18 protein-coding genes are annotated in these 20,749 nt (G+C 73.6%); 8 read left to right on the top strand and 10 right to left on the bottom strand.

The annotated features are described in order from the left end of the window. Positions 1 to 143 precede the first annotated feature (143 nt). The 4 genes from QF032_RS12300 to QF032_RS12285 form a co-directional block, all read right to left on the bottom strand. Positions 144 to 1,124: an N-acetylmuramoyl-L-alanine amidase gene (locus tag QF032_RS12300; RefSeq protein WP_373430327.1), complete on the bottom strand. Its 981-nt coding sequence runs from the start codon at positions 1,122 to 1,124 to the stop codon at positions 144 to 146. A gap of 73 nt (positions 1,125 to 1,197) precedes the next feature. After that, positions 1,198 to 2,025 carry a hypothetical protein gene (locus tag QF032_RS12295; RefSeq protein ID WP_307055995.1) on the bottom strand — a complete coding sequence of 276 codons (828 nt, stop codon included), beginning with the start codon at positions 2,023 to 2,025 and terminating at the stop codon, positions 1,198 to 1,200. Beyond that, complete coding sequence (locus QF032_RS12290) at positions 2,025 to 2,567, bottom strand: SigE family RNA polymerase sigma factor (protein WP_307042334.1); 543 nt, start codon at positions 2,565 to 2,567, stop codon at positions 2,025 to 2,027. The genes QF032_RS12295 and QF032_RS12290 overlap by 1 nt, the downstream gene beginning before the upstream one ends. A gap of 51 nt (positions 2,568 to 2,618) precedes the next feature. Next, positions 2,619 to 4,052, bottom strand: coding sequence for an MFS transporter (locus QF032_RS12285; RefSeq protein ID WP_373430326.1), 1,434 nt, complete (start codon positions 4,050 to 4,052; stop codon positions 2,619 to 2,621). Between the two features lie 327 nt (positions 4,053 to 4,379). Here QF032_RS12285 and QF032_RS12280 point away from each other — a divergent pair, with 327 nt between their 5' ends. Beyond that, complete coding sequence (locus QF032_RS12280) at positions 4,380 to 6,122, top strand: MFS transporter (RefSeq protein WP_307042330.1); 1,743 nt, start codon at positions 4,380 to 4,382, stop codon at positions 6,120 to 6,122. Between the two features lie 182 nt (positions 6,123 to 6,304). Further along, a complete protein-coding gene (locus QF032_RS12275) occupies positions 6,305 to 6,955 on the top strand; it encodes a class I SAM-dependent methyltransferase (RefSeq protein WP_307042328.1) in 651 nt (216 codons plus the stop codon). Positions 6,956 to 7,022: 67 nt separating this feature from the next. On the opposite strand, the gene QF032_RS12270 is transcribed toward QF032_RS12275, so the two are convergent. From QF032_RS12270 to QF032_RS12260, 3 genes are read right to left on the bottom strand one after another with little or no spacing between them, the layout of a single operon-like run. Beyond that, positions 7,023 to 8,603 carry a hypothetical protein gene (locus QF032_RS12270; RefSeq protein WP_307055994.1) on the bottom strand — a complete coding sequence of 527 codons (1,581 nt, stop codon included), beginning with the start codon at positions 8,601 to 8,603 and terminating at the stop codon, positions 7,023 to 7,025. 30 nt (positions 8,604 to 8,633) lie between these two features. After that, a complete protein-coding gene (locus tag QF032_RS12265; RefSeq protein WP_307050051.1) occupies positions 8,634 to 9,266 on the bottom strand; it encodes a response regulator transcription factor in 633 nt (210 codons plus the stop codon). A 29-nt stretch (positions 9,267 to 9,295) separates the two neighbouring features. Then, positions 9,296 to 10,831 carry a sensor histidine kinase gene (locus tag QF032_RS12260; RefSeq protein ID WP_307055993.1) on the bottom strand — a complete coding sequence of 512 codons (1,536 nt, stop codon included), beginning with the start codon at positions 10,829 to 10,831 and terminating at the stop codon, positions 9,296 to 9,298. A 503-nt stretch (positions 10,832 to 11,334) separates the two neighbouring features. Here QF032_RS12260 and QF032_RS12255 point away from each other — a divergent pair. From QF032_RS12255 to QF032_RS12245, 3 genes are all read left to right on the top strand, one after another. After that, positions 11,335 to 12,192, top strand: a complete 858-nt coding sequence (locus tag QF032_RS12255; protein WP_307042322.1) for a MaoC/PaaZ C-terminal domain-containing protein — start codon at positions 11,335 to 11,337, stop codon at positions 12,190 to 12,192. Positions 12,193 to 12,391: 199 nt separating this feature from the next. After that, complete coding sequence (locus QF032_RS12250) at positions 12,392 to 13,468, top strand: Zn-dependent alcohol dehydrogenase (protein ID WP_307042320.1); 1,077 nt, start codon at positions 12,392 to 12,394, stop codon at positions 13,466 to 13,468. A gap of 33 nt (positions 13,469 to 13,501) precedes the next feature. After that, positions 13,502 to 14,452, top strand: a complete 951-nt coding sequence (locus QF032_RS12245) for a 3-oxoacyl-ACP reductase (RefSeq protein ID WP_307050049.1) — start codon at positions 13,502 to 13,504, stop codon at positions 14,450 to 14,452. Positions 14,453 to 14,602: 150 nt separating this feature from the next. On the opposite strand, the gene QF032_RS12240 is transcribed toward QF032_RS12245, so the two are convergent. Further along, on the bottom strand, positions 14,603 to 14,773 hold the full coding sequence (locus QF032_RS12240; RefSeq protein ID WP_307042318.1) for a hypothetical protein: 171 nt from the start codon (positions 14,771 to 14,773) through the stop codon (positions 14,603 to 14,605). 94 nt (positions 14,774 to 14,867) lie between these two features. Further along, positions 14,868 to 16,109 (bottom strand): hypothetical protein, encoded by a 1,242-nt coding sequence (locus QF032_RS12235; RefSeq protein WP_307060228.1) that lies wholly within the window; start codon positions 16,107 to 16,109, stop codon positions 14,868 to 14,870. Between the two features lie 773 nt (positions 16,110 to 16,882). On the opposite strand from QF032_RS12235, the gene QF032_RS12230 reads away from it, so the two are divergent. The 3 genes from QF032_RS12230 to QF032_RS12220 are packed head-to-tail and all read left to right on the top strand — an operon-like array spanning position 16,883 to position 19,882. Further along, positions 16,883 to 17,740: a Nif3-like dinuclear metal center hexameric protein gene (locus QF032_RS12230; RefSeq protein ID WP_306952860.1), complete on the top strand. Its 858-nt coding sequence runs from the start codon at positions 16,883 to 16,885 to the stop codon at positions 17,738 to 17,740. Further along, a complete protein-coding gene (locus QF032_RS12225; RefSeq protein WP_307050045.1) occupies positions 17,737 to 18,480 on the top strand; it encodes a zinc ribbon domain-containing protein in 744 nt (247 codons plus the stop codon). Before QF032_RS12230 ends, QF032_RS12225 begins: the two co-directional genes overlap by 4 nt. 19 nt (positions 18,481 to 18,499) lie before the next feature. Next, the gene (locus tag QF032_RS12220; protein ID WP_307055992.1) at positions 18,500 to 19,882 is read left to right on the top strand and encodes a bifunctional RNase H/acid phosphatase; all 1,383 of its coding nucleotides are present in this window, start codon (positions 18,500 to 18,502) and stop codon (positions 19,880 to 19,882) included. Here QF032_RS12220 and eda read toward each other — a convergent pair. Beyond that, a complete protein-coding gene (gene eda, locus QF032_RS12215; RefSeq protein WP_307055991.1) occupies positions 19,854 to 20,606 on the bottom strand; it encodes a bifunctional 4-hydroxy-2-oxoglutarate aldolase/2-dehydro-3-deoxy-phosphogluconate aldolase in 753 nt (250 codons plus the stop codon). The two genes, QF032_RS12220 and eda, sit on opposite strands and share 29 nt — an antisense overlap. Positions 20,607 to 20,749: the final 143 nt, after the last annotated feature.

Genomic DNA, 20,749 nt, shown 5'->3' with positions numbered 1-20,749 from the left:
ACGCATACACATAGCGGTAGAGGCGTCGCTGTCACCATGTCGCCGTCAGGCCCCGGTGTGAAGCGCGGGGGTGGCCCCTCATCGTAGGAACGACATTATCGTCCGCACGATCGCACTGTCCGCCGGGATCAGCGCCCTGATCACTACCCGCGCAGGAAACTCACGATTCCCTCAGACATCCCCTGCGCCGCCTTCTGCCGCCAGGCGCCGCTGGTCAGCAGTGCCGCGTCCTTGGTATCGCGCATGTTGCCGCACTCGATGAACACCTTGGGAACCGTTGACAGATTGAGACCGCCCAGGTCCTCACGCGTGACGAGACCGGTGCCGTCGCCGACGTAGTTGGACGGCGAAGTGCCCGTGGAGCGGGCGAAGTCGCCCGCGATCAGCTCTCCGAGCTCCTTCGACGGGGCGACGACGGCCCGGTTGTCCGCCAGGCCCTTGTGCACCGAGCCCGGCAGGATCACGTGGAAGCCGCGCTGCCCGGCCCCGGCGCCGTCCGCGTGGATCGAGACGACCGCGTCGGCGTGCGCCGCGTTGCCGATCCGGGCACGCTCGTCGACGCAGGGGCCGAACGGCCGGTCCGCGTCCTGCGTCAGCTTCACCGTGGCGCCCTGCTCCTGGAGCAGGGCGCGCAGCCGGTGCGCCACGTCCAGCGTGAACGTCGCCTCGCTGTAACCGGCGTTCGTGGACGTGCCCGTGGTGTCGCATTCCTTCCAGTTGGTCCCGATGTCAACCTTGCGGTTGATCTCGGAGGCGTGCTCGGCGTTGGCGGGGTTGTGCCCGGGGTCGATGACGACGACCTTGCCCTCGAGGGGAGCGGCGGCCCGGCTCGGCGACGCGGCGAGCGTGTTCGGCTTCGCGTCCCCGCCGGCCCCGACCGTGGCGCCGGCGCTCGAGGAAGCACCGGCTCCGGCCGCCCCGCCTCCTGCGCCCCCGCTCCCCGGCGCGCCCAGCGCCTCGTACGCCAGCCAGCCCAGCAGCGCCCCGGGCACCAGCAACGCCAGCCCCACCGTCACCGGACGCCGCAGGCGGGAACGGCGGGGCTGCGGGGAGCCGAAGGAACCGGACGGCCCGGAGGGGTCGGAGGGGTCGGAGGGGTCGGAGTGCGAGCCTGGGTACGACACGCCTGCCACCCTAACCGCCCCCTCCGGTGCCGTGACCGGAAAGGTTCACCGGCTCGCGCCGCCCGGCACGGCACTAGCGCGTCACCTCCGCCGACGCGTACGCGGTGCCCCGGGGGGCCAGGCAGACGAACCAGTTGTAGGGGGAGCTGTCGACCGTGCGGACGGTCGGGACGTCGGCGCGCACGCCGGTGGTCGCGGGGACCCTGCTGATCACGGTCTTCGTGCCGTTCTTCCAGGTGCACGTCACCTGTCGGGCGGTCTTGGCCACCTGGCCGATCACCAGCCGGTCGGACTTCTCGGCGTAGGTGCCGAGCCGGTACGCGAGGGCGTTGATCTTCCTGCCCGAGAGGGCGTCGCCCTTCCCGGTCAGACCGTGCAGGACCATCACCGTGCGGGCGGTCGCCTCCTCACCGGTGCTGCGGTGCACGAAGTAGGCGCTCTTGCCGACCAGGTCCGCGGGCGTGCGCACGCCCGCGGGGGACTGGTCGTACTCCGCCATCGCGTTCATGGAGGCCCTGGCGTCCTGAACGTCGATCGGCGCCGGCCAGACGTCGAGGGTGACCCGCCATTCCCGGCCGCCGTCCGTGCCGCTCGCGAGGGTGACCCGGTTGTCCGGCTGGAACGGCGTCGGCGTCTCGGTGACCCGCTCCGTCGCCGCGGGCGTCGCCCGGTCCCCGTCACCGCCCGGCAGCCCGGTGACCGCAAGCGCCCCCGTCGAGCCGACGACCACCAGGGCGGTGGCCGCCGCGACCGCCCAGCGGCGGGCTCTGCGCCGGCGGCCGCCGCGGATCAGGGCCTGGGTGGGGGCTATGCCGATCTCCACCTCGTCCGCGGCGTCGGCCAGCAGGAAGGCGATGTCGTGTGCCGCCATGTCGTGGTTCGTCTCCCGGTCCGCGCCCATCACTTCCGCCCTCCGTACATCACGCCGTCCGCCAGTTCCGGTATGGCGCGGAGCTTCGCGATCCCCTTGGCCGCGTTGCTCTTCACCGTGCCCACGGAACAGCCCATCGCCTCGGCCGTCTGCGTCTCCGTCAGGTCCTCCCAGTAGCGCAGCACCACCGCCGCCCGCTGCCGTGGCGGCAGCGCGGCCAGCGCCCGCAGCAGGGTCTGCCGGTCGTCGGCCCGCGCGATCAGGTCGCCGGGGGCCGGGGTCTCGTGGGCGAGACCCGGTCCGTCGTCCCTCGGGGCGAGCAGTTCGCGGAGCTTCTTGCGGTGCCTGCGGGCGTGCGCGTTGACCATCACGCGCCGTACGTACGCCTCCGGCTCGTCCGCCGCGCGGACTCTGCGCCAGGCGACGTAGACCTGTTCCAGCGTCGACTGGACCAGGTCCTCGGCGGCGTGCTGCTCCCCGGTGAGGAGAAACGCCGTGCGCATCAGCCGTGGCCAGCGGCCGACGACGAATGCCTGGAACTCCGTGTCCCCGTCCTGTTCCCGATCCCCCATGGGCACCTCCTAGATGTTCAAAGGAGGCCACGAGAGGCCCGGATCGTTGCCTCAGCGGGCCGGGATTCTCCGCGGCAGCCACAGCAGCATCAGCGCCGCCCCCGCCAGCAGCACCCCCGCGCCCGCGCGGAACGCCAGGGCGTACCCCTCGGTCAGCGCCTGCGGGGTGCCGCGGCCCGCGGTGCGGGAGGCGGCCAGCGCCGACAGCACCGCCAGGCCCAGCGAGCCGCCCATCGTGCGGGAGGTGTTGACCAGGCCGGACACCAGCCCGGCCTCGCCCGGCCCGGCGCCGGACGTGGCCAGCGAGGCGAGCGGGGTCGAGCCCAGGCCGCCGCCCAGCATCATCAGCACGCCCGGCAGCATGATCCCGGTGACGTACCCGTCGTCCATCCGCATCGTCGACTGCCAGCCGAACCCGGTCGCCGCCAGCAGCGTGCCCAGCACGGCCACGGTGCGGGCGCCGGCGACGCGCATCAGCCGGGGGGCGAGTTTGGAGCCGACGACGATGGCCAGGGAGCTGGGCACCAGCGCCAGCCCCGCTTCCAGCGGGGTGTAGCCCAGCGCGTTCTGCAGGTACAGGGTCAGGAAGAACCACATCGAGAACATGGCCGAGCCGTTCACGAACATGGCCGCGTTCGCCGCGGACACCGTCCGCAGCCGGAACAGGCCGAGCGGCATCAGCGGGGCCGCCGTCCGGGCCTCGACCACGAGGAACAGCGCGACCAGGGCGAGCCCGGCGGCCAGCGGCACGAGGGCGGCCGACGCGGTCCATCCCTCGGACTCGGTCCGCGAGATGCCGTAGGCCAGGGTGGCGAGGCCGGCCGTGACCAGCAGCGCGCCCGGCAGGTCCAGGCGTCGTCCGTCCCCGGTCCGGCTCTCGGCGAGCCGGCGCAGCGAGCCGGCCAGCACCAGCACGCCGACCGGCACGTTGATCAGCAGCACCCAGCGCCAGGACAGCAGGTCGACGAGCCCCCCGCCGACGAGTCCCCCCGCGGCCCCGCCGCCCGCGCCGACCGCCGTCCAGGTCGCGATGGCCCGCGCCCGCGCGGCGCCCTCGGGCACGGCGGCGGTGACGATCGTCAGGGTGGCCGGGGCCAGCACCGCGGCGCCGAGCCCCTGGACGGCCCGGGCGAGCAGCAGCTGCCAGCCGCTCTGCGCCAGGCCGCCGGCCAGCGAGGCCAGGGTGAACAGGGAGAGCCCGGTGAGGAACATCCGCTTGCGCCCGTACAGGTCGCCGGCCCGGCCGCCGAGCAGCATGAACCCGGCGAAGGCCATGGAGTAGGCGTTCACCACCCACTGCAGCCCGGAGGAGGTCATGCCGAGGTCCGCCCGCATCGACGGCAGGGCCACGTTGACCACGGACACGTCGAGCACGACGAGGAACTGTCCGGCGCAGGCGAGCGCCACGAGCAGCCAGGCGGGGGGAGCGGTGCGAGGGGATCTCCGGGCGCGGGCGGTGGCAGCGGTCTCCAGCATGGGCGTCATGGTCTCAACCGGGTTGTGCCCCTTGCATCGGTTTTTCGACCTAGGTCCACGGACGCGAGTCGGAGTCGAGGGCGGACGCAGGTCGGAGTCGAGGGCGGACGCCGCCCGGAGGGAGAGGAAGGGGAACGCCCGGAGGGAGAGGAAGAGGAAGGGGAGGGGGAGGGAGAGGAGGGGAGGGGAAGAGGAGGGGGAAGTGGGGCGGACGTGGTGCCGGGGTCAAGAGAAGATAAAGAATTCGTTAGTACGCCGAAGCATCGGAATAGTTGCCCGTGCATACAGGTTCAGCTCCCATGTAATCGCCGAACCACCGCCCGGAGGCACCCCCTCATGACGCACACGACGACGGACCGGCCCACCCGCGAAGCGAGCGGAGCCGTGGTCCCGGTCCTCGCCTTCGCGGGCATCGTGGTCGCGGTCATGCAGACCCTGCTCGTCCCGGTCATCAAAGACCTTCCCCAGCTGCTGGGCACCTCGCCCAGCAACGCCACCTGGGTCCTGACCTCCACCCTGCTCTCCGGCGCCGTGGCCACCCCGATCATGGGCCGCCTCGGCGACCTGTACGGCAAGCGCCGTCTGCTCATCGCCAGCCTCGCCGTCATGGTCGTCGGCGCCCTGGTCAGCGCGCTCACCAGCGACCTGATCACGATGATCGCCGGCCGCACCCTCCAGGGCTTCGCCATGGGCGCGATCCCGCTCGGCATCGGCCTGATGCGGGACATGCTGCCGCGCGAGAAGCTCGGCTCGGCCATGGCCCTGATGAGCTCCTCGATCGGCGTCGGCGGCGGCCTCGCCCTCCCCCTCGCGGCCCTGGTCGCCCAGCACGCCGACTGGCACGCCCTCTTCTACGGCGCCGCCGGCCTCGGCGCGCTCGCCATCGCCCTCACCCTCCTCGTCGTCCCCGAGTCCCCGGCGCGCGCGGAAGGCACCTTCGACGTCCTCGGAGCGATCGGCCTCTCCGCCGGCCTCGTCCTGTTCCTGCTGCCCATCACCAAGGGCAGCGACTGGGGCTGGACCTCCGGCACCACCCTCGGCCTGTTCGCCGCCGCGGCCGTCGTCCTCGTCCTGTGGGGCGTCATGGAGCTGCGCGTGAAGGCCCCGCTGGTGGACCTGCGCACCACGGCCCGCCCGGCCGTCCTCTTCACCAACCTGGCCTCGATCATGGTCGGCGTCTCGTTCTACGTCGTCTCCCTGGTTCTGCCGCAGCTGCTCCAGCTGCCGAAGGCCACCGGCTACGGCCTCGGTCAGTCGATGGTCGTCGCCGGCCTGCTCGTCGCACCGCTCGGCCTGACGATGATGGTCACCGCGCCCGTCTACGCCCGTCTGTCCGCCAGGTACGGCCCCAAGGTCACCCTGATCCTCGGCATGCTGATCATCGCGATCGGCTACGGCGCCGGCCTCGGCCTGATGAGCGCCGCCTGGCAGAGCCTCGTCATCGCGGTCGTCCTCGGGGCGGGCATCGGCCTCGCCTACTCCTCGCTGCCCGCGCTGATCGTCGGCGCGGTCCCGGCCTCCGAGACCGGCGCGGCCAACGGCCTCAACACCCTCATGCGGTCCATCGGGACGTCGGTGTCCAGCGCCGTCATCGGCATGGTGCTCGCCAACACCGCGAACGACGTCGGCGGCGTCGCCGTGCCGACCATGCACGGCTTCCGCGTCTCCTTCCTGATCGCCACCGCCGCCGTCGCGATCGGCCTGGTCCTCGCGCTGTTCCTGCCCCGGCAGCAGCGCCCCTCGGACGCCCTGCGGCTGCGCGCCAGCAGCGAGGAGGACGCCGTGCCGGCGCGCGCCGAGGAGGCCCTGCGGGGCTTCCGCGGCCGGGTGCTGGACGCCCACGGCGTCCCCGTCGCCCGCGCCAGGGTCACCCTCATCGACCGCCGCGGCCGTCAGGCGGGCGCGACCCTCTCGGAGCCGGACGGCAGCTACGCCCTCGCCGTCCCGGCCCAGGGGCCCTACGTTCTCGCCGCGAAGGCCGTGGGCCACGGCCCCCTGGCGAGCTCCGCCACCCACGCGGGCGACGCCCGCCCGGTGGACCTGGACCTGGCCCTCCCGGCCGAGACCGTCACGGCCTGACCGCCACGCCCCCTCCCGGGCGGCGGCGCTCCGGCGCACGCCCCCTCCGCACCCCCCGTCGGCAGTCGACGGGGGGTGCGGCCGCAGCGCCCTACCGCCGTTTCCGCACCCCCTGTCACCGGCGTCGCCCAGGGTGGGGCAGCATGGGCGGGCTCGTTCGTTCGTCCGTCGGAAGGACCCCCATGCCCGCGGTGCCCCAGCCCGAGATCCTGGCCGCGTTCGAGGCGGCGAAGGGGTTCATGCCGGTCGACGAGGGGCTCGCGCTGTACGCCGCCGCCGTCGAGGCGGGGACGCTCGGGATGCCGCTGCTGGAGATCGGCACGTACTGCGGGCGCTCCGCGATCCTGCTCGCGGACGCGGCCCGCCGGACCGGCGTCAGCGCCCTCACCCTCGACCACCACCGGGGGAGCGAGGAGCAGCAGCCCGGCTGGGAGTACCACGACCCGGAGACCGTCGACCCCGAGATCGGTCTCATGGACACGCTGCCCGCCTTCCGCCGCACCCTGCACCGGGCCGGTCTGGAGGAGCACGTCGTCGCGCTCGTCGGACGGTCGCCGCAGATCGCCGCGTTCTGGAACACGCCCCTCGGCCTGGTCTTCGTCGACGGCGGTCACACCGACGAGCACGCCGGCTCCGACTACGAGGGCTGGGCGCCGCACGTCGCGGAGGGCGGGCTCCTCGTCATCCACGACGTCTTCCCCGACCCGGTCGACGAGTTCACCGGTCAGGCCCCCTACCGCGTCTACCTGCGCGCCCTGGCGTCCGGGGCCTTCACGGAGGTCTCGGACACCGGCTCGCTGCGGGTGCTGCGACGGACCGGCGCGGGAATCTGAGGACCCGGCGCGGGCCCGCCAGGCACGCGGGGCGCACACGGGGGGCGCGGGTGCGCGGCAACCGTGTTCAGGACGGTGCGGCCCGTCGGCGGCGACGGAGCCGCACGACGGCCAGGAGGACGACGGCCAGGAGGACGACGGCCAGGGCGCCCGCGGCCCAGGCCCAGGCGTACCGGTACGGCGGGGCGGGCGAGGCGTCGAGCGGGATGACGGCTACGTCGTTGGCCGGGGTGCGGTCGTACGGGTTGACCGTGCGGATGGTGCCCCGCGCGCCCGCGACCTGCCGGTCGATACGGATGTGGAAGTCGATGGCGGTCGTGCCCCCTTCGTGCCGCACCTCGTAGAACTGGTCGCGGCCGATCTCGCAGACGAACGCACCGCCGGGCTTCTCCGGCCGGTCGCAGGCCCACTTCCCGCCGTCCTCCTCGAAGCGAAACGGCACGGAGGTGACCGTGGTGCCCTCGGGCGGGACCACCTCGAAACGGCCCGGCTCCTCGTCGCCCGTCATCCGGCCCGGGCCGAGGTCCTCCAGCCCCAGCCGGACGTGCACCGTGTCACCGACGCGGCCCCGGACGGTCGCGGTGACGGGACGGTAGTCGACCTGGACGTCGGTGGTCACGGCGACCCTGCCCTGGCCGTCGCCGATGCCCCGGGCGGGGGTGCGGACCAGGCCGAGCGGGGGGCCGACGCCCCGCACCGGGTGACCGGCGGGGCGCGACGGGGCGGACGACCAGGTGTAGGTCACCTCGCCGGTCAGCGTCCTGGGCCCGGTGACCGTGTAGACCAGCGGGGCGTCGGCCGCGTAGGCGGCACCCGGCGCGGCCTTCGTCGGGAACGTGCACCATGCGGAGGTGGGCGCGGACCCCGCGTAGAAACAGTTGCTGTGCAGCGCGCTGAGCGTCAGTCCCTCCGACGCGTCGACCTTGAGGGCGACGCCCTGATTCGCCGGGAAACGGGTGTGGTTGGCCAGGCGTGGCGTCACGTGCGCGGACTTCCCCGGAGCCAGCCCGCTCACGTTCTTCTCCTGCCCGGGCGCGGAAAGCCTCGGACCGCCGACGGTCATCCGGGTGGTGCCGGTGACGGCGGGCGCGTTGTCGGCGGTCGCGGTGTACGTCACCGTCCCGCTGTCGCCCGGCTCGACGCCGTCCACGCCGCGGAGGGAGAGGGGGGAGTAGCTCTCGCCGTCGCCGTTCTGCAGATCGCCGTACACGCACGTGAAGACCGGACCCTCGGCCTCGCACATGTGCGTGTCACCGACCCGGGCGACTCCCGCCAGCCCCGACGCGTCGACCACGACCCTGACGTTGCGGGCCGGTTCGCCGCCCTTGCTCGCCTGGACGTAGACCGGGACGACGAAGCCGTCGTTCGAGGCCCCGGCCCCTTCGTCGGCGCTGTACATGACGTAGGTCTCCACGGTCTCGAACCGCATCGCGACCCGGCCGGACCCTTCGTCCGCGACCGCCTCCGGCACGGCCGCGGGCGCATCGGCAGACACGACCGCGGGCGCGATGGCGGGCGCGACGGCCGGCACGACCGCCGGGGTGACGGCGGGCGTGACCCCGGAGGTGAACACAGCCGTGGTGAACACCGCCGCGACAACCGCCGCCTGCCCGGCCGCACGCCTGGGAATCCGTATCGGTAACGACATGCGGGCACTATGCCAGCGGCGGCCCGGACCCTACAGCCACCCCTGTTGCCGGGCCTCGCGCATGGCCTCCATGCGATTGCGGGCGCCCGTCTTGCCGATGGCGGAGGAGAGGTAGTTGCGGACCGTGGACTCCGAGAGGTGCAGCCTGCCCGCGATGTCGGCGACCGTCGCACCGTCGACCGACGCGTTCAGGACGTCGCGCTCGCGGGCGGTGAGCGGGTTCGGGCCGGCGCCCAGCGCGGCCGCGGCGAGCGCCGGGTCCACGACCGTCTCGCCCGCCAGCACCCGGCGGATCGCCTCCGCCAGCTCCTCCACCGGGCCGTCCTTGACCAGGAACCCGGCGGCCCCGGCCTCCATGGCGCGGCGCAGATAGCCGGGCCGCCCGAACGTGGTCAGGATCAGCACCCGGCAGTCGGGCGTCTGCTCGCGCAGCTCGGCGGCGGCGTCCAGGCCGCTGATGCCGGGCAGCTCGATGTCGAGGAGGGCGACGTCCGGGCGGTGGAGCAGGGCCGCCTCCACGATCCGGTCGCCCGCGCCGACCTGGGCGACCACCTCGATGTCGGCCTCCAGCCCCAGCAGCAGTGCCAGCGCCCCGCGCATCATGCCCTGGTCCTCGGCGAGCAGCACCCGGATGCACTTGGCGGGGCGGCGGTCACGGGGCATCTCGTTCACGGGCCCACCCGGCATCTCGGTCACGGCCCAAGATTAGGGCCGCCGACCGCGGACCGCGCCCCGTGCGGGGACTCCGGCCGGAGGGAGGACCGCACGCCCTCCTCGTCTCTCGCGCCTCCGCCGCCCCTGGCGCCCTCGTCGGACACTGCCCCCGCCGCGTTCCCGCCCGCGTCCGCGTCCGCCCGGCTGTCCGCGTTCCCGTCGGCGTCCGCGTCCGCCCCGCCGTCCTCGACGATCCTGGCGCAGGCGACGACCCTGGCGTCCGCGTCCACTCTGGGGTCCGCCGGCAGCTCCGCCGCGACGCGGAAGCCGCCGTTCGGTCCCCGGTCCGCCGTCAGCGAGCCGCCCGCCGCCGCCAGACGCTCGCGCAGACCGGTCAGTCCGGTGCCGCCGCGTGCGCAGCAGTCCTCGACGTCCTCGTCCTCGCCGAGGCCGACCCCGTCGTCCGTCACCGTCAGCCGGACCCGGTCCGGGGTGCCGGACACCGTGATCGCACACCGGGTGGCCTCGCTGTGCCGGATGACGTTGGTGACCGTCTCGCGCACCACCCAGCCCAGCAGCGCCGCGGTCTGCGGCTCCGGCGGCGGCCCGGAACGGTTCACCGTCGGTTCGACGCCCGCCGCCGACAGAGCCGAGCGGGCCCGCTCCAGCTCGGTGGCCAGACTGCCCTCGCGGTAGCCGGTGACCGCCTCGCGGATCTCGGTCAGCGCCTGCCGCCCGACCGCCTCGATGTCCGTGACCTGGGAGAGCGCCGCGTCCATGTCGCGCGGCGCCAGCCGTCGGGCCGCCTCCGACTTCACCACGATCACGGAGAGGGTGTGGCCGAGCAGATCGTGCAGGTCACGGGAGAACCGCAGCCGCTCCTCCTCCACCGCGCGCCGGGCCAGCTCCTCGCGGGCGGCGCGCAGCTCCCGCACCGCCTCGGAGAGGGAGAGGATCGCGGCCGTGACCATCGTCGAGATCCAGGTGGCGTAGGCGATGGTGAGCGCGCCCCAGCCGTCGTGGACGGAGGAGACCGTACCCGCCAGGACGGCCACGGCGATGCCGAGACCGCGCAGAGGGGCCCCGCGCAGGACCGCGCCCGTCGCGAGGCCCAGCAGCGGGAAGAAGAGGAGCCAGTTGCCGCCGTAGCCGAGGGCGAGTGCGCAGGTCACGAGGCCCAGCAGGACCAGCGCCACGCGCGTGGACACCGCGTCGCGGGTCTCCTTCGCGAAGGCGCGGAAGGCGACGTAGATGTACAGGGAGTTGAACGTCAGCAGCCCGAGGCCGCCGATCCACGGGTTGGGCGTCTCGCCCTGGAAGAGGTGGGAGAGCGCACCCATCCCCATCAGCAGCCAGGGCAGCAGGGAGAAGCCGTTGGGTGGCGGACCGGGGTCCTCGGAGACCTGCCCGGCCGTGCGGGCGGCCTTCTGCTGCGCGTGGTGGCGGTTCTCGTCCTCCCTCCGGCGCTGTTGCCGCTCGCGCCCCGTCCCCGTCCCCGTCCCCGGCGCCGAGCGCCGGGTCGCCGTCCGGCGGGCGAGTGTGCGTCGCCGCCACTGTGCCGGTGATCTCGTCATGGTGGTGTCCCCCGGTTCGTCGTTTCCGTGGTCCGCCCGTCGTGCCGGTGCGGGTCTGTCGTCGACGCTACGTTTCCGGGGCCGTCGGCGGCAGAGCCGGATGTACGGACCCGTGCGGGACAAATGTCATCGGTCGCCGTGCCCGACCGGCCGGGAGCTCGAGCGGACGGGGGCTCGCGCCCGGTGCACCGGCCGTCGCATCTGACATACCGTCAGGTGTCTTCACAACTCCGGAGGCCTGGGCTATACAGGGGGTCGCCGCGCTGGAACGCGTTCTAGATCTGCTCGCTCGGGCGGGTTCCGCGGCCCCGTGACGACCTCGGTGCGGCCGATCGGTGCGGACGGCCGTGCCGAGGTCTCCGAACGACGCGATCGAACCGGCCCGGTCCTGATCGATCAGCCCTGAGCGATCTAGGGCTGACTCGATTGATCAGGACCGATCCGACGCGACCAGATGCGATCCGATCCGATGACCAAGACGGATCCGAACGATCAGGAGCTCCATGCCCATCGACGCAGCCAAGGCGCTCGCCGCCGAACCCCGGACCGGCGAGATCGCCTGGGACCGCCGAGACGTCCAGCTGTACCACCTCGGCATCGGCGCGGGCGTTCCGGCCAACGACCCCGACGAACTGCGCTACACGCTGGAATCCCGGCTGCACGTCCTGCCGAGCTTCGCCACCGTCGCGGGCTCCGGCTCGCCCGGCGTGATCAGCTCGCTGTCCATGCCCGGCGTCGAGGTCGACCTCGCCCGGGTCCTGCACGGCGGCCAGCGCCTGGAGATCCACCGGGCCATCCCCGCCGAGGGCCGGGCCACCGCCACCGGACGCATCGCCGCCGTCTACGACAAGGGCAGCGCCGCCGTCCTCGTCATGCGCACCGAGGCCGCCGACGCGGACGGGCCCCTGTGGACCAACGACGCCCAGATCTTCGTCCGCGGCGAGGGCGGCTGGGGCGGGGACCGCGGCCCGTCCGGCCGGCTCGAGCCGCCCGCCGGCGAAGCCGACAGGACGGTCGAGCGGGCCCTGCGCGAGGACCAGGCGCTCCTCTACCGGCTCTCCGGCGACTACAACCCGCTGCACGCCGACCCCGAGTTCGCGAAGCTCGCCGGGTTCGACCGGCCCATCCTGCACGGCCTGTGCACCTACGGCGTCACGCTGAAGGCGGTCGTCGACACCCTGCTCGACGGCGACGTCGGCCGGGTCCGCTCGTACGCCACGCGGTTCGCGGGAGTGGTGTACCCCGGAGAGACCCTGCGCATCCAAATGTGGCGCGGGGCGGGCGAGGTGCGGGCGGCCGTGAGCGCGGTCGAGCGGGACGACGCGCCGGTCCTCGCCGACACCGTCGTCCAGCACTCCTAGCCCCCCGTCCGGCAGGGAGACCGGCCCTCCGCACAGCAACGCACCCGCCATCCGCACATCCGGGAACCGCCCGTCGCACATCAGGGGAAACCGCCCGTCGCACATCAGGGGAAACCGTCCGTCGCACATCCGGGGAACCGCCCGTCAGAAAACCGCCCGACAGAGCACCGCCCGTCAGGGGTCCGAGGGGAGCCGCACCATGCGCGCAGCCGTACTGCACGAGATCGGCCAGGACAAGCTGGAGGTCCACGACGACGTCGAGGCCGTGGGCTTCGGACCCGGGCGGGTCAGGATCCGGGTGCGGGCCACCGGGCTGTGCCACTCGGACCTGTCCGCGATGGGCGGGGTGCTTCCCCAGCCCGCGCCCTTCGTACCCGGCCACGAGGGCGCGGGCGAAGTGCTGGAGGTCGGCGAGGGCGTCACCCGGGTGAAGCCCGGCGACCGGGTCGTGGTCTGCTGGCTGCCGGCCTGCGGCGCCTGCCCCGCCTGCAAGCGCGGCCAGACCGAGCTGTGCCTGGCCGGTTTCATGAACGCCGGCACCCCCAACTTCCGCCGCCCGGGCGGCGACGTGTTCGGTTTCGCCGGCACCGGGACCTTCGCCGAGGAGGTCGTGGTGGACGCCGGCTGCGCGGTCCCGATTCCCGACGACGTCCCCTTCGACATCGCCGCCCTCATCGGGTGCGGGGTGACCACGGGACTGGGCGCCGCCCTCAACACGGCCGACGTGGAAGCCGGTTCGTCGGTCGCGGTCATCGGCTGCGGAGGCGTCGGCGTCTCCGCGATCCAGGGCGCGCGGCTCAAGGGCGCCGCCGAAATCGTCGCCGTCGACCCGGTCGCCGCACGCCGGGAGGCCGCCCTGCGGTTCGGCGCCACGAAGGCCGTCTCGCCGGACGAGCTGCCCGGGACGAAGCAACTGGTCACCGGCGGGGAGGGGTTCGACTACGTCTTCGAGGTCGTCGGCCGCTCCGCCACCGCCCGCACCGCCTACGAGAACACCCGGCGCGGCGGCACCCTCGTCGTCGTCGGCGCGGGCGCACTGGACGACTTCCTCCAGCTCAACATGTTCGAGCTGTTCTTCGACGAGAAGCGGATCCTGCCCTCGATGTACGGCGGCGGCGACGTCCTGCGCTCCTACGAGCGGACGATCGCCCTGTGGCGGGCCGGCCGCATCGACCTCGAGGGCCTGATCACCCACCGTGTGGCGCTCACCGAGATCAACGAGGCACTGGACCAGATGCGCACCGGTGCGGCGCTCCGTACGTGCATAGAGATCTGAGGGGCGGTCGTCCGGATGTCACTGTCATCGCCACTGCCCCTGCCGCTCGAGGGGCTGACCGCCATCGTCACGGGCGCCGGGCGCGGGCTCGGGCGCGCCGAGGCGCTGGAACTGGCCCGGCTGGGCGCGGCCGTCGTCGTCAACGACTACGGACAGCCCGGCCGTGACGGCTCCGGCGAGGCGTCGGCAGGGCCGGCGCAGGAGGTCGCGGCGGAGATCCGGGCCGCGGGCGGCGCCGCGCTCGCCCACACCGGGGACGTGTCCGACTTCCGGCAGGCCCGCGAGCTCGTCGACGCGGCGATCGCCGAGTTCGGCACGTTGGACGTCGTCGTCAACAACGCGGGCATCCTGCGCGACCGCATGGTCTTCTCCATGGCGGAGGAGGAGTGGGACTCGGTGATCCGGGTCCACCTCAAAGGCCACTTCAACACCACCCGCTTCGCCGCCGCGCACTGGCGCGAGCGTTCCAAGGCGGCAGGCGCCCCGGTGTACGGGCGGATCGTGAACACCTCGTCGGAGGCGTTCCTGGCCGGCTCCGCGGGGCAGCCCAACTACGCGGCGGCGAAGGGCGGGATCGTCGGCCTGACGACCTCCACGGCCCTCGCGCTCGCCAAGTACGGCGTGACCGCCAACGCGATCTGCCCGCGTGCCCGCACCCGGATGACGGCGGACGTCTTCGCCGGGTTCGAGCAGCCGGCCGACGGGCTCGACCCGCTCGCCCCCGAGCATGTCGCGCCGCTCGTCGGCTACCTGGCGTCACCGGCCGCCGCGCGGATCAACGGGCAGTTGCTCGTCGTGCACGGGGGCGTCGTGGCGGTCGTCGAACGGCCCAGGGTGGCGGCGAAGTTCGACAGCAAGCAGGACGCGTTCAGCTTCGACGAGCTGGACGCCGTCCTCGGCGGGTACTACGCGGACCGGCCGGACGGCGAGACCTTCGCGGCGGCCGAGGTGCTGGGCCTGCGACGCGGTCAGCCGGCCACGTAGAGAAAGCGGTACGCACGACGTCCAAGGGACGCTCAAGGGATGCCCGGGGGTGCCAGGGGGTGCCCGCGGATGTCCGGGGCGGGCCTGAGCGCCGACGACATGCGCAGGGGCCCGGCCGTCCGTGGACGGCCGGGCCCCTGCGGCGTACTGTCAGGCAGCCGCTTCGGACGTGTCGTCGGCCCTGTTCTCGGCCGGCCTGCGATGCCTGCCGTGAGGGGCCGAGTCGGCCTCGTGGGCCGAGACCGGGCCCCGGTGGCGGCCGTTTCCGGCCGTCTCCTGGAAGTCGGCGGCCGGCGCCTGCATGGTGCTTGTGTCGCTCATCGGAAGAATTCACCCCGTCAACATGATCTTTTACAGCCGGGTGATTTTATCCGGCACACCGCGGGGCGAATCCAGGCGGCCACGCCAACCGCCGCTACTTCGTTACAAGTCGGCCGAGCGGCGCCTGTTGCAGGGGCACGGGACGGGCGGCGACCGGCGCCGGCTCCGACGGACTCCCGCCGGACGCCACCCCACCGGACGCCGCCGCCTCGTACGAGGACGCCCAGTACGGAACGGCCTCAGGCGGTGTCCAGTCGGGCGCGGTCTCGGGCGCGGTCTCGGGTGCGGTCTCGGGTGCGGTTGCGGGTGCGGTTGCGGGTGAGGCCGCGGCCGGAGCCGTCAGGGGCGCCACCCCGCACGGTTCCGCCGCCGTGGTGTACGGCAGCCGCAGCACGCCGTCCGGCGTCCACAGTCCACTGCCCGTCAGCCAGCCTTCGGGCGCGGCCAGTTGGTGCAGCCGGCGTTCCGTGGGACGCCAGACGCCCACCCAGGCGCCGAAGGGGCCGTCGATGCGCAGCGCCACCGCGCAGGCCTCCGGCAGGAGGGCCTGACCCGGCTGGATCGCGAAGGGCGTCATCGCGAGGCCGGGCAGCCGCAGGGACTCCGGGAAGCGGACCGGCAGCGTGCTGCCCACGACCCCCCAGCCCAGCCGTGGCTCTCCCGGCGAAGCGGCGTCGGAGCTGATCAGCAGCAGTCCGCTGTCCGGGTCGGCGAGCAGCAGACGGTCGTCGCTGTCGGCGGAGATCTGCAGCAGCGGCGACATCTCACCGCCGCGCTCCAGGTCCATCACGACGGCCTTGGTCCGCCCGCCGGCCTCACGGTCCAGCGCGAGCATGCGGCCGGTGCGGTCCAGCCACACGCCGCCGGAGCACCGGCCGGGGATCTCGGCCACGTGCTCGGGGCCGAAGACGCCGCCCGCGACCAGCCACACGGCCGTCGTCCAGGGGCCGACGGCGAGGGCGTACGCACGCTCTCCGCAGGGGGCCGGCGGGAGCAGACGCAGCTCGACTCCGTCGTCCGGGCACTCGACGGCACCCAGCGGCAGCTCTCCGGTGCCGGGTCCGGTCGGATACAGCAGGGAGAACGCGTGCCGTCCGTCGGTCGGCCGCCGGATCAGCACCCGGCCGTCGGCCATCGGCTGGACCTCCGTGCCGGGCTCCTCCGGCTGGTTGCCGGGCAGCGGCACGGCGTACGGCTCGGGGCCGTCCAGGGTCCAGCGCTCGGGGAACAGCGAGTCGCCGTCCCGGGCGAGACGTGCGGCGTAGGCGCCGTTCGCGGTCAGCACACAGGAAGCGGGGGGTGTGGCGCCGTAACCGTCGGCCGGTGCTGCCGCCATGTGCTGGGTGGGCTGTGTGTGGTGCCTGGGCTGGGTGTGGTGCGTGTGCATGGGGGTTGTGGTCCCGGCGGCCACCGCCGTGATCACGCGCGCCCCGGACGCCGTCACGCGCCCCGCCATGGCGTTCGCGGGCGGTGTCACGTGCCGCACGGGTGTCGCCGACGCGACGTCCAGGGACGCCGTACGGCGCCCCGCGGACTCGGAGGGCCCGGCGGCATACGGCGTGCGGTCGGCGACACGGCCCTCCGGTGCCCCCGGGAACTCCGGAGCCGCCAACAGCTCCGGGGGCTGCAACGGCTCCCAGGGCTGCACCGGCTCCGAGGGTTGCATCGGACCCGGGGGCTGCAACGGCTCCGGCGGCTGTGACAGCTCCGGGGGCTGCAACGGCTCCCAGGGCTGCACCGGCTCCGAGGGCTGCACCGGCTCCGAGGGTTGCATCGGACCCGGGGGCGGCGACAGCTCGGGAGCCTTCAGGAGCTCCGGGCGCTCCCCGGTCCCGGGGCCCTCCCCGTCCCCCGGGTCCGCTTCTTCTTCCGGGTCCTCCCGGTCCTCCCCGTCCGCCGCGGTGGGCTCGATCGCACAGGCCGGCATCGTCATCGTTCCGCCACCTCCGGCGACGAAGCTAGTTTTCGCACGCACGGGCGTGGGACCCACGGGCGCTCTTCTTCCCTCGTAAGAGTGGTGCAGAAGCGATTCTGCTGAGGGTCGGGTAAGGCGTGTGCATGCCGAGGCGGCGGTATCTCCCCGCAGAACGGCCAGGTAGCCTTTCGTTCGTGCCCCGTCTGTCTGAAGTCATCGCCGCGCTGGACGATCTGTGGCCCTCCGAGCGGGCCGAGTCCTGGGACGCGGTCGGCACCGTCGTGGGCGATCCCGACCAGGAGGTCTTCCGGGTCCTCTTCGCCGTCGATCCCGTCCAGGAGATCGTCGAGGAGGCCGTGAAACTCGGCGCGGGCCTGCTCGTCACCCACCACCCGCTGTATCTGCGCGGGACGACCACCGTCGCGGCCTCCACGTTCAAGGGCCGCGTCGTGCACACCCTCATCAAGAACGACATCGCCCTGCACGTCGCGCACACCAACGCCGACAGCGCCGATCCCGGGGTGAGCGACGCCCTCGCCGGCGCGCTCGGCCTGCGGGTCGTCGGCCCCCTCGTGCCGGATCCGAGCGACGGCGAAGGCCGCCGGGGCCTCGGCCGCGTCTGCGAGCTCGACCACCCGCTCACCGTCCGTGAACTCGCCGCCCGGGCCGCGGAACGGCTGCCCGCCACCGCGCAGGGCATCCGGGTGGCGGGCGATCCGGAGGCGCTCGTACGGACCGTCGCCGTCAGCGGCGGCTCCGGGGACAGCCTCTTCGAGCAGGTCCGGGCCGCCGGTGTCGACGCCTTCCTCACCGCGGACCTGCGCCACCACCCCGTCTCCGAGGCCCGCGCCCACAGTCCTCTCGCGCTGCTCGACGCGGCGCACTGGGCCACCGAGTGGCCCTGGTGCGAGCTGGCCGCCGCCCAGCTCGACGAGATCTCCGACCGGAGGGGATGGGACCTGCGGGTCCACGTCTCCCGCACGGTCACCGACCCCTGGACCGCCCACGCGGCGTCCACCGCCACCTCTAGCTCAATGGGAGCCCCCAACTGAACGCCGCGCCCGCCGACCAGATCCGACTCCTCGACGTCCAGGGCCTCGACGTCCGTCTGCAGCAACTCGCGCACAAGCGCAGGTCCCTGCCCGAGCACGCCGAGATCGAGTCGCTGACCAAGGACCTCACCCAGCTGCGCGACCTCCTCGTGGCCGCCCAGACCGAGGAGAGCGACACCGCCCGCGAGCAGACCAAGGCCGAGCAGGACGTCGACCAGGTGCGCCAGCGCGCCACCCGTGACCAGCAGCGACTGGACTCCGGCGCCGTCACCTCCCCGAAGGACCTCGAGAACCTGCAGCGGGAGATCGTCTCCCTCGCCAAGCGCCAGGGCGACCTCGAGGACGTCGTCCTGGAGATCATGGAGCGCCGCGAGAGCGCCCAAGAGCGGGTCGCCGAGCTGACCGAACGGGTCGGCTCCGTGCAGGGGAAGATCGACGACGCCACCGCGCGCCGGAACGCCTCCTTCGAGGAGCTCGACGGCGAGGCCGCCACCGTCACCAAGGAGCGCGAGGTCGTCGCCGCCTCCCTGCCGGCCGACCTGCTCAAGCTCTACGACAAGCTGCGGGAGCAGCAGGGCGGCATCGGCGCGGCCAGGCTCCACCAGCGCACCTGCCAGGGCTGCCGCCAGGAGCTGGCCATCACCGACATCAACGAGATCCGCTCGGCCGCGCCCGACACGGTCGTACGGTGCGAGAACTGCCGTCGCATCCTCGTGCGCACGTCCGAGTCGGGGCTGTAACCGGTAAGGGGCCTGCATCGTGCGGGAGTTCATCGTCGAGGCCGACGGGGGGTCGCGGGGCAACCCGGGGCCCGCGGGCTACGGCAGTGTGGTGATCGACGCGACGACGGGGGAGACCCTCGCCGAGCGGGCCGAGTTCATCGGCGTCGCCACCAACAACGTGGCCGAGTACCGGGGGCTGCTGGCCGGACTGCGCGCCGCCCGCGAACTCGACCCCTCGGCCAGGGTGCGCGTCCGCATGGACTCCAAGCTGGTCGTCGAGCAGATGTCGGGCCGCTGGAAGATCAAGCATCCCGACATGAAGCCGCTCGCGGCGGAGGCGGCCCGGGTGCTTCCGCCCGGGCAGGTCACCTACGAGTGGATCCCGCGCGAGCAGAACAAGCACGCCGACCGCCTCGCGAACGAGGCGATGGACGCGGGCAAGCGGGGCGAGCAGTGGAACGAGGGCGCGTCCCGAGCCGCGCTCGACGCCCGGTCCGCCGGCGCCCCGTCCGCCCCCGAGCCGTCCGGTCCCCCCGGCGACGCCGTCGCGGGCGCGGCGAAGGCCCGCGAGGCCCTTTCCCGGGCGGCAGCGGAAAGAACTACGGGAGGGGCTGCGGAAGCATCGCTGCCCGGCGGAGCGGAAAGAACCGTCGCGGAAGCCGTTGCGAAGCCCGGTGCCAACACCGGCGACGACGTGCGCGCCGGCCGCGCGGTCGCCCTGTCCACCGCAGGAGCCGCAACCTCCGCCCCCGCCGCTGCCCCGACCGTCGGCTGGGGCGCCGCTCCCGATCTCGGGGCGCCCGCGACCTTCGTGCTGCTGCGGCACGGTGAGACGCCGCTGACTCCGCAGAAGCGGTTCTCCGGCAGCGGCGGCACCGATCCCTCGCTCTCCGACGTCGGCAGGGGACAGGCCGAGCGGGTCGCCGCCGCGCTCGCCCGGCGCGGCACCGTCCAGCACATCCTCGCCTCCCCGCTGGCCCGTACCCGTGAGACGGCCGGCATCGTGGCCGCCCGCCTCGGCCTGGAGGTCACCGTCGAGGACGGGCTGATCGAGACGGACTTCGGCGCCTGGGAGGGGCTGACCTTCGGCGAGGTCCGCGAACGTCACCCCGACGACCTGAACGCCTGGCTCGCCGACCCGGAGGCCGAGCCGACCGGCGGCGGCGAGAGCTTCGCGGCCACCGCCGTCCGGATCGCCGCAGCCCGCGACCGGCTGGTCGCCGCGTACGCGGGCCGCACGGTCCTGCTGGTCACCCATGTGACCCCGATCAAAACCCTCGTGCGGCTAGCCCTGGGCGCACCGCCGGAGTCCCTCTTCCGCATGGAACTGTCGGCGGCCTCGCTGTCGGCCGTGGCCTACTACGCGGACGGGAACGCGAGCGTCCGGCTCTTCAACGACACGTCCCACCTTCGGCCCTGAGCGCGGACGCGGTCCTCGGCGCGGACGAGGCCCCGGGAGCTGACGCGGTCCTGAGAGCTGACGCGGTCCTCAGGGCTGACGCGGTCCGGGCGAGCGACTCGATCCGAGGCCAGTCCCGGTCCGCGACCGCGTCCGCCGGGACCATCCAACTCCCGCCCACGCAGCAGACGTTGGGCAGCGCGAGGTAGCCGAGCGCGTTCTTCGGGCCGATGCCGCCCGTCGGGCAGAACCGGGCCTGCGGCAGCGGACCAGCGAGCGAGCTCAGGTATGCGGCGCCGCCGGCCGCCTCCGCCGGGAAGAACTTCATCTCCCGCACGCCCCGCTCCAGCAGCGCCACGACCTCCGACGTCGTCGACACCCCGGGCAGAAAGGGCAGCCCGGACGCGAGCAGCGCCGTCAGCAGGACGTCCGTCCAGCCGGGGCTCACCAGGAACCGGGCCCCGGCCGCCCCGCACGCCGTCACCTGCTCCGGCGTGATCACCGTGCCCGCCCCGACGACGGCCTCCGGCACCGCCCCGGAGATCTCCCTGATCGCGTCGAGCGCGGCCGGCGTCCGCAAGGTCACCTCGATGGCGGGCAGCCCGCCGGCCACCAGTGCCCGAGCCAGCGGCGCAGCGTCGGCGGCGTCCTCGACCACCACGACGGGCACGACGGGGGCCGGGGTCAGATCCAGTACCGAGGCAGTCGCAGCGGAGGGCACAGCGGAAGGCGCAGGCGAGGTCATGCGCCTCATCCTGCTCGCGGCATGCAGCATGCACAAAGGTCATTGCGCATGCTGCAACGCGTAGATGTATGCGGGATGCGGGATGCGGGATGCGGGATGCGGGATGCGGGATGCGGGATGGGGGGACGGCGGGGGCGGGCGAG

Origin of the sequence: Streptomyces achromogenes, assembly GCF_030816715.1 — a bacterium.
Lineage (GTDB): Bacteria > Actinomycetota > Actinomycetes > Streptomycetales > Streptomycetaceae > Streptomyces > Streptomyces achromogenes_A.
Note: the sequence above shows the minus strand (reverse complement) of the source record. Positions and strands in the feature narration are given on the sequence as shown.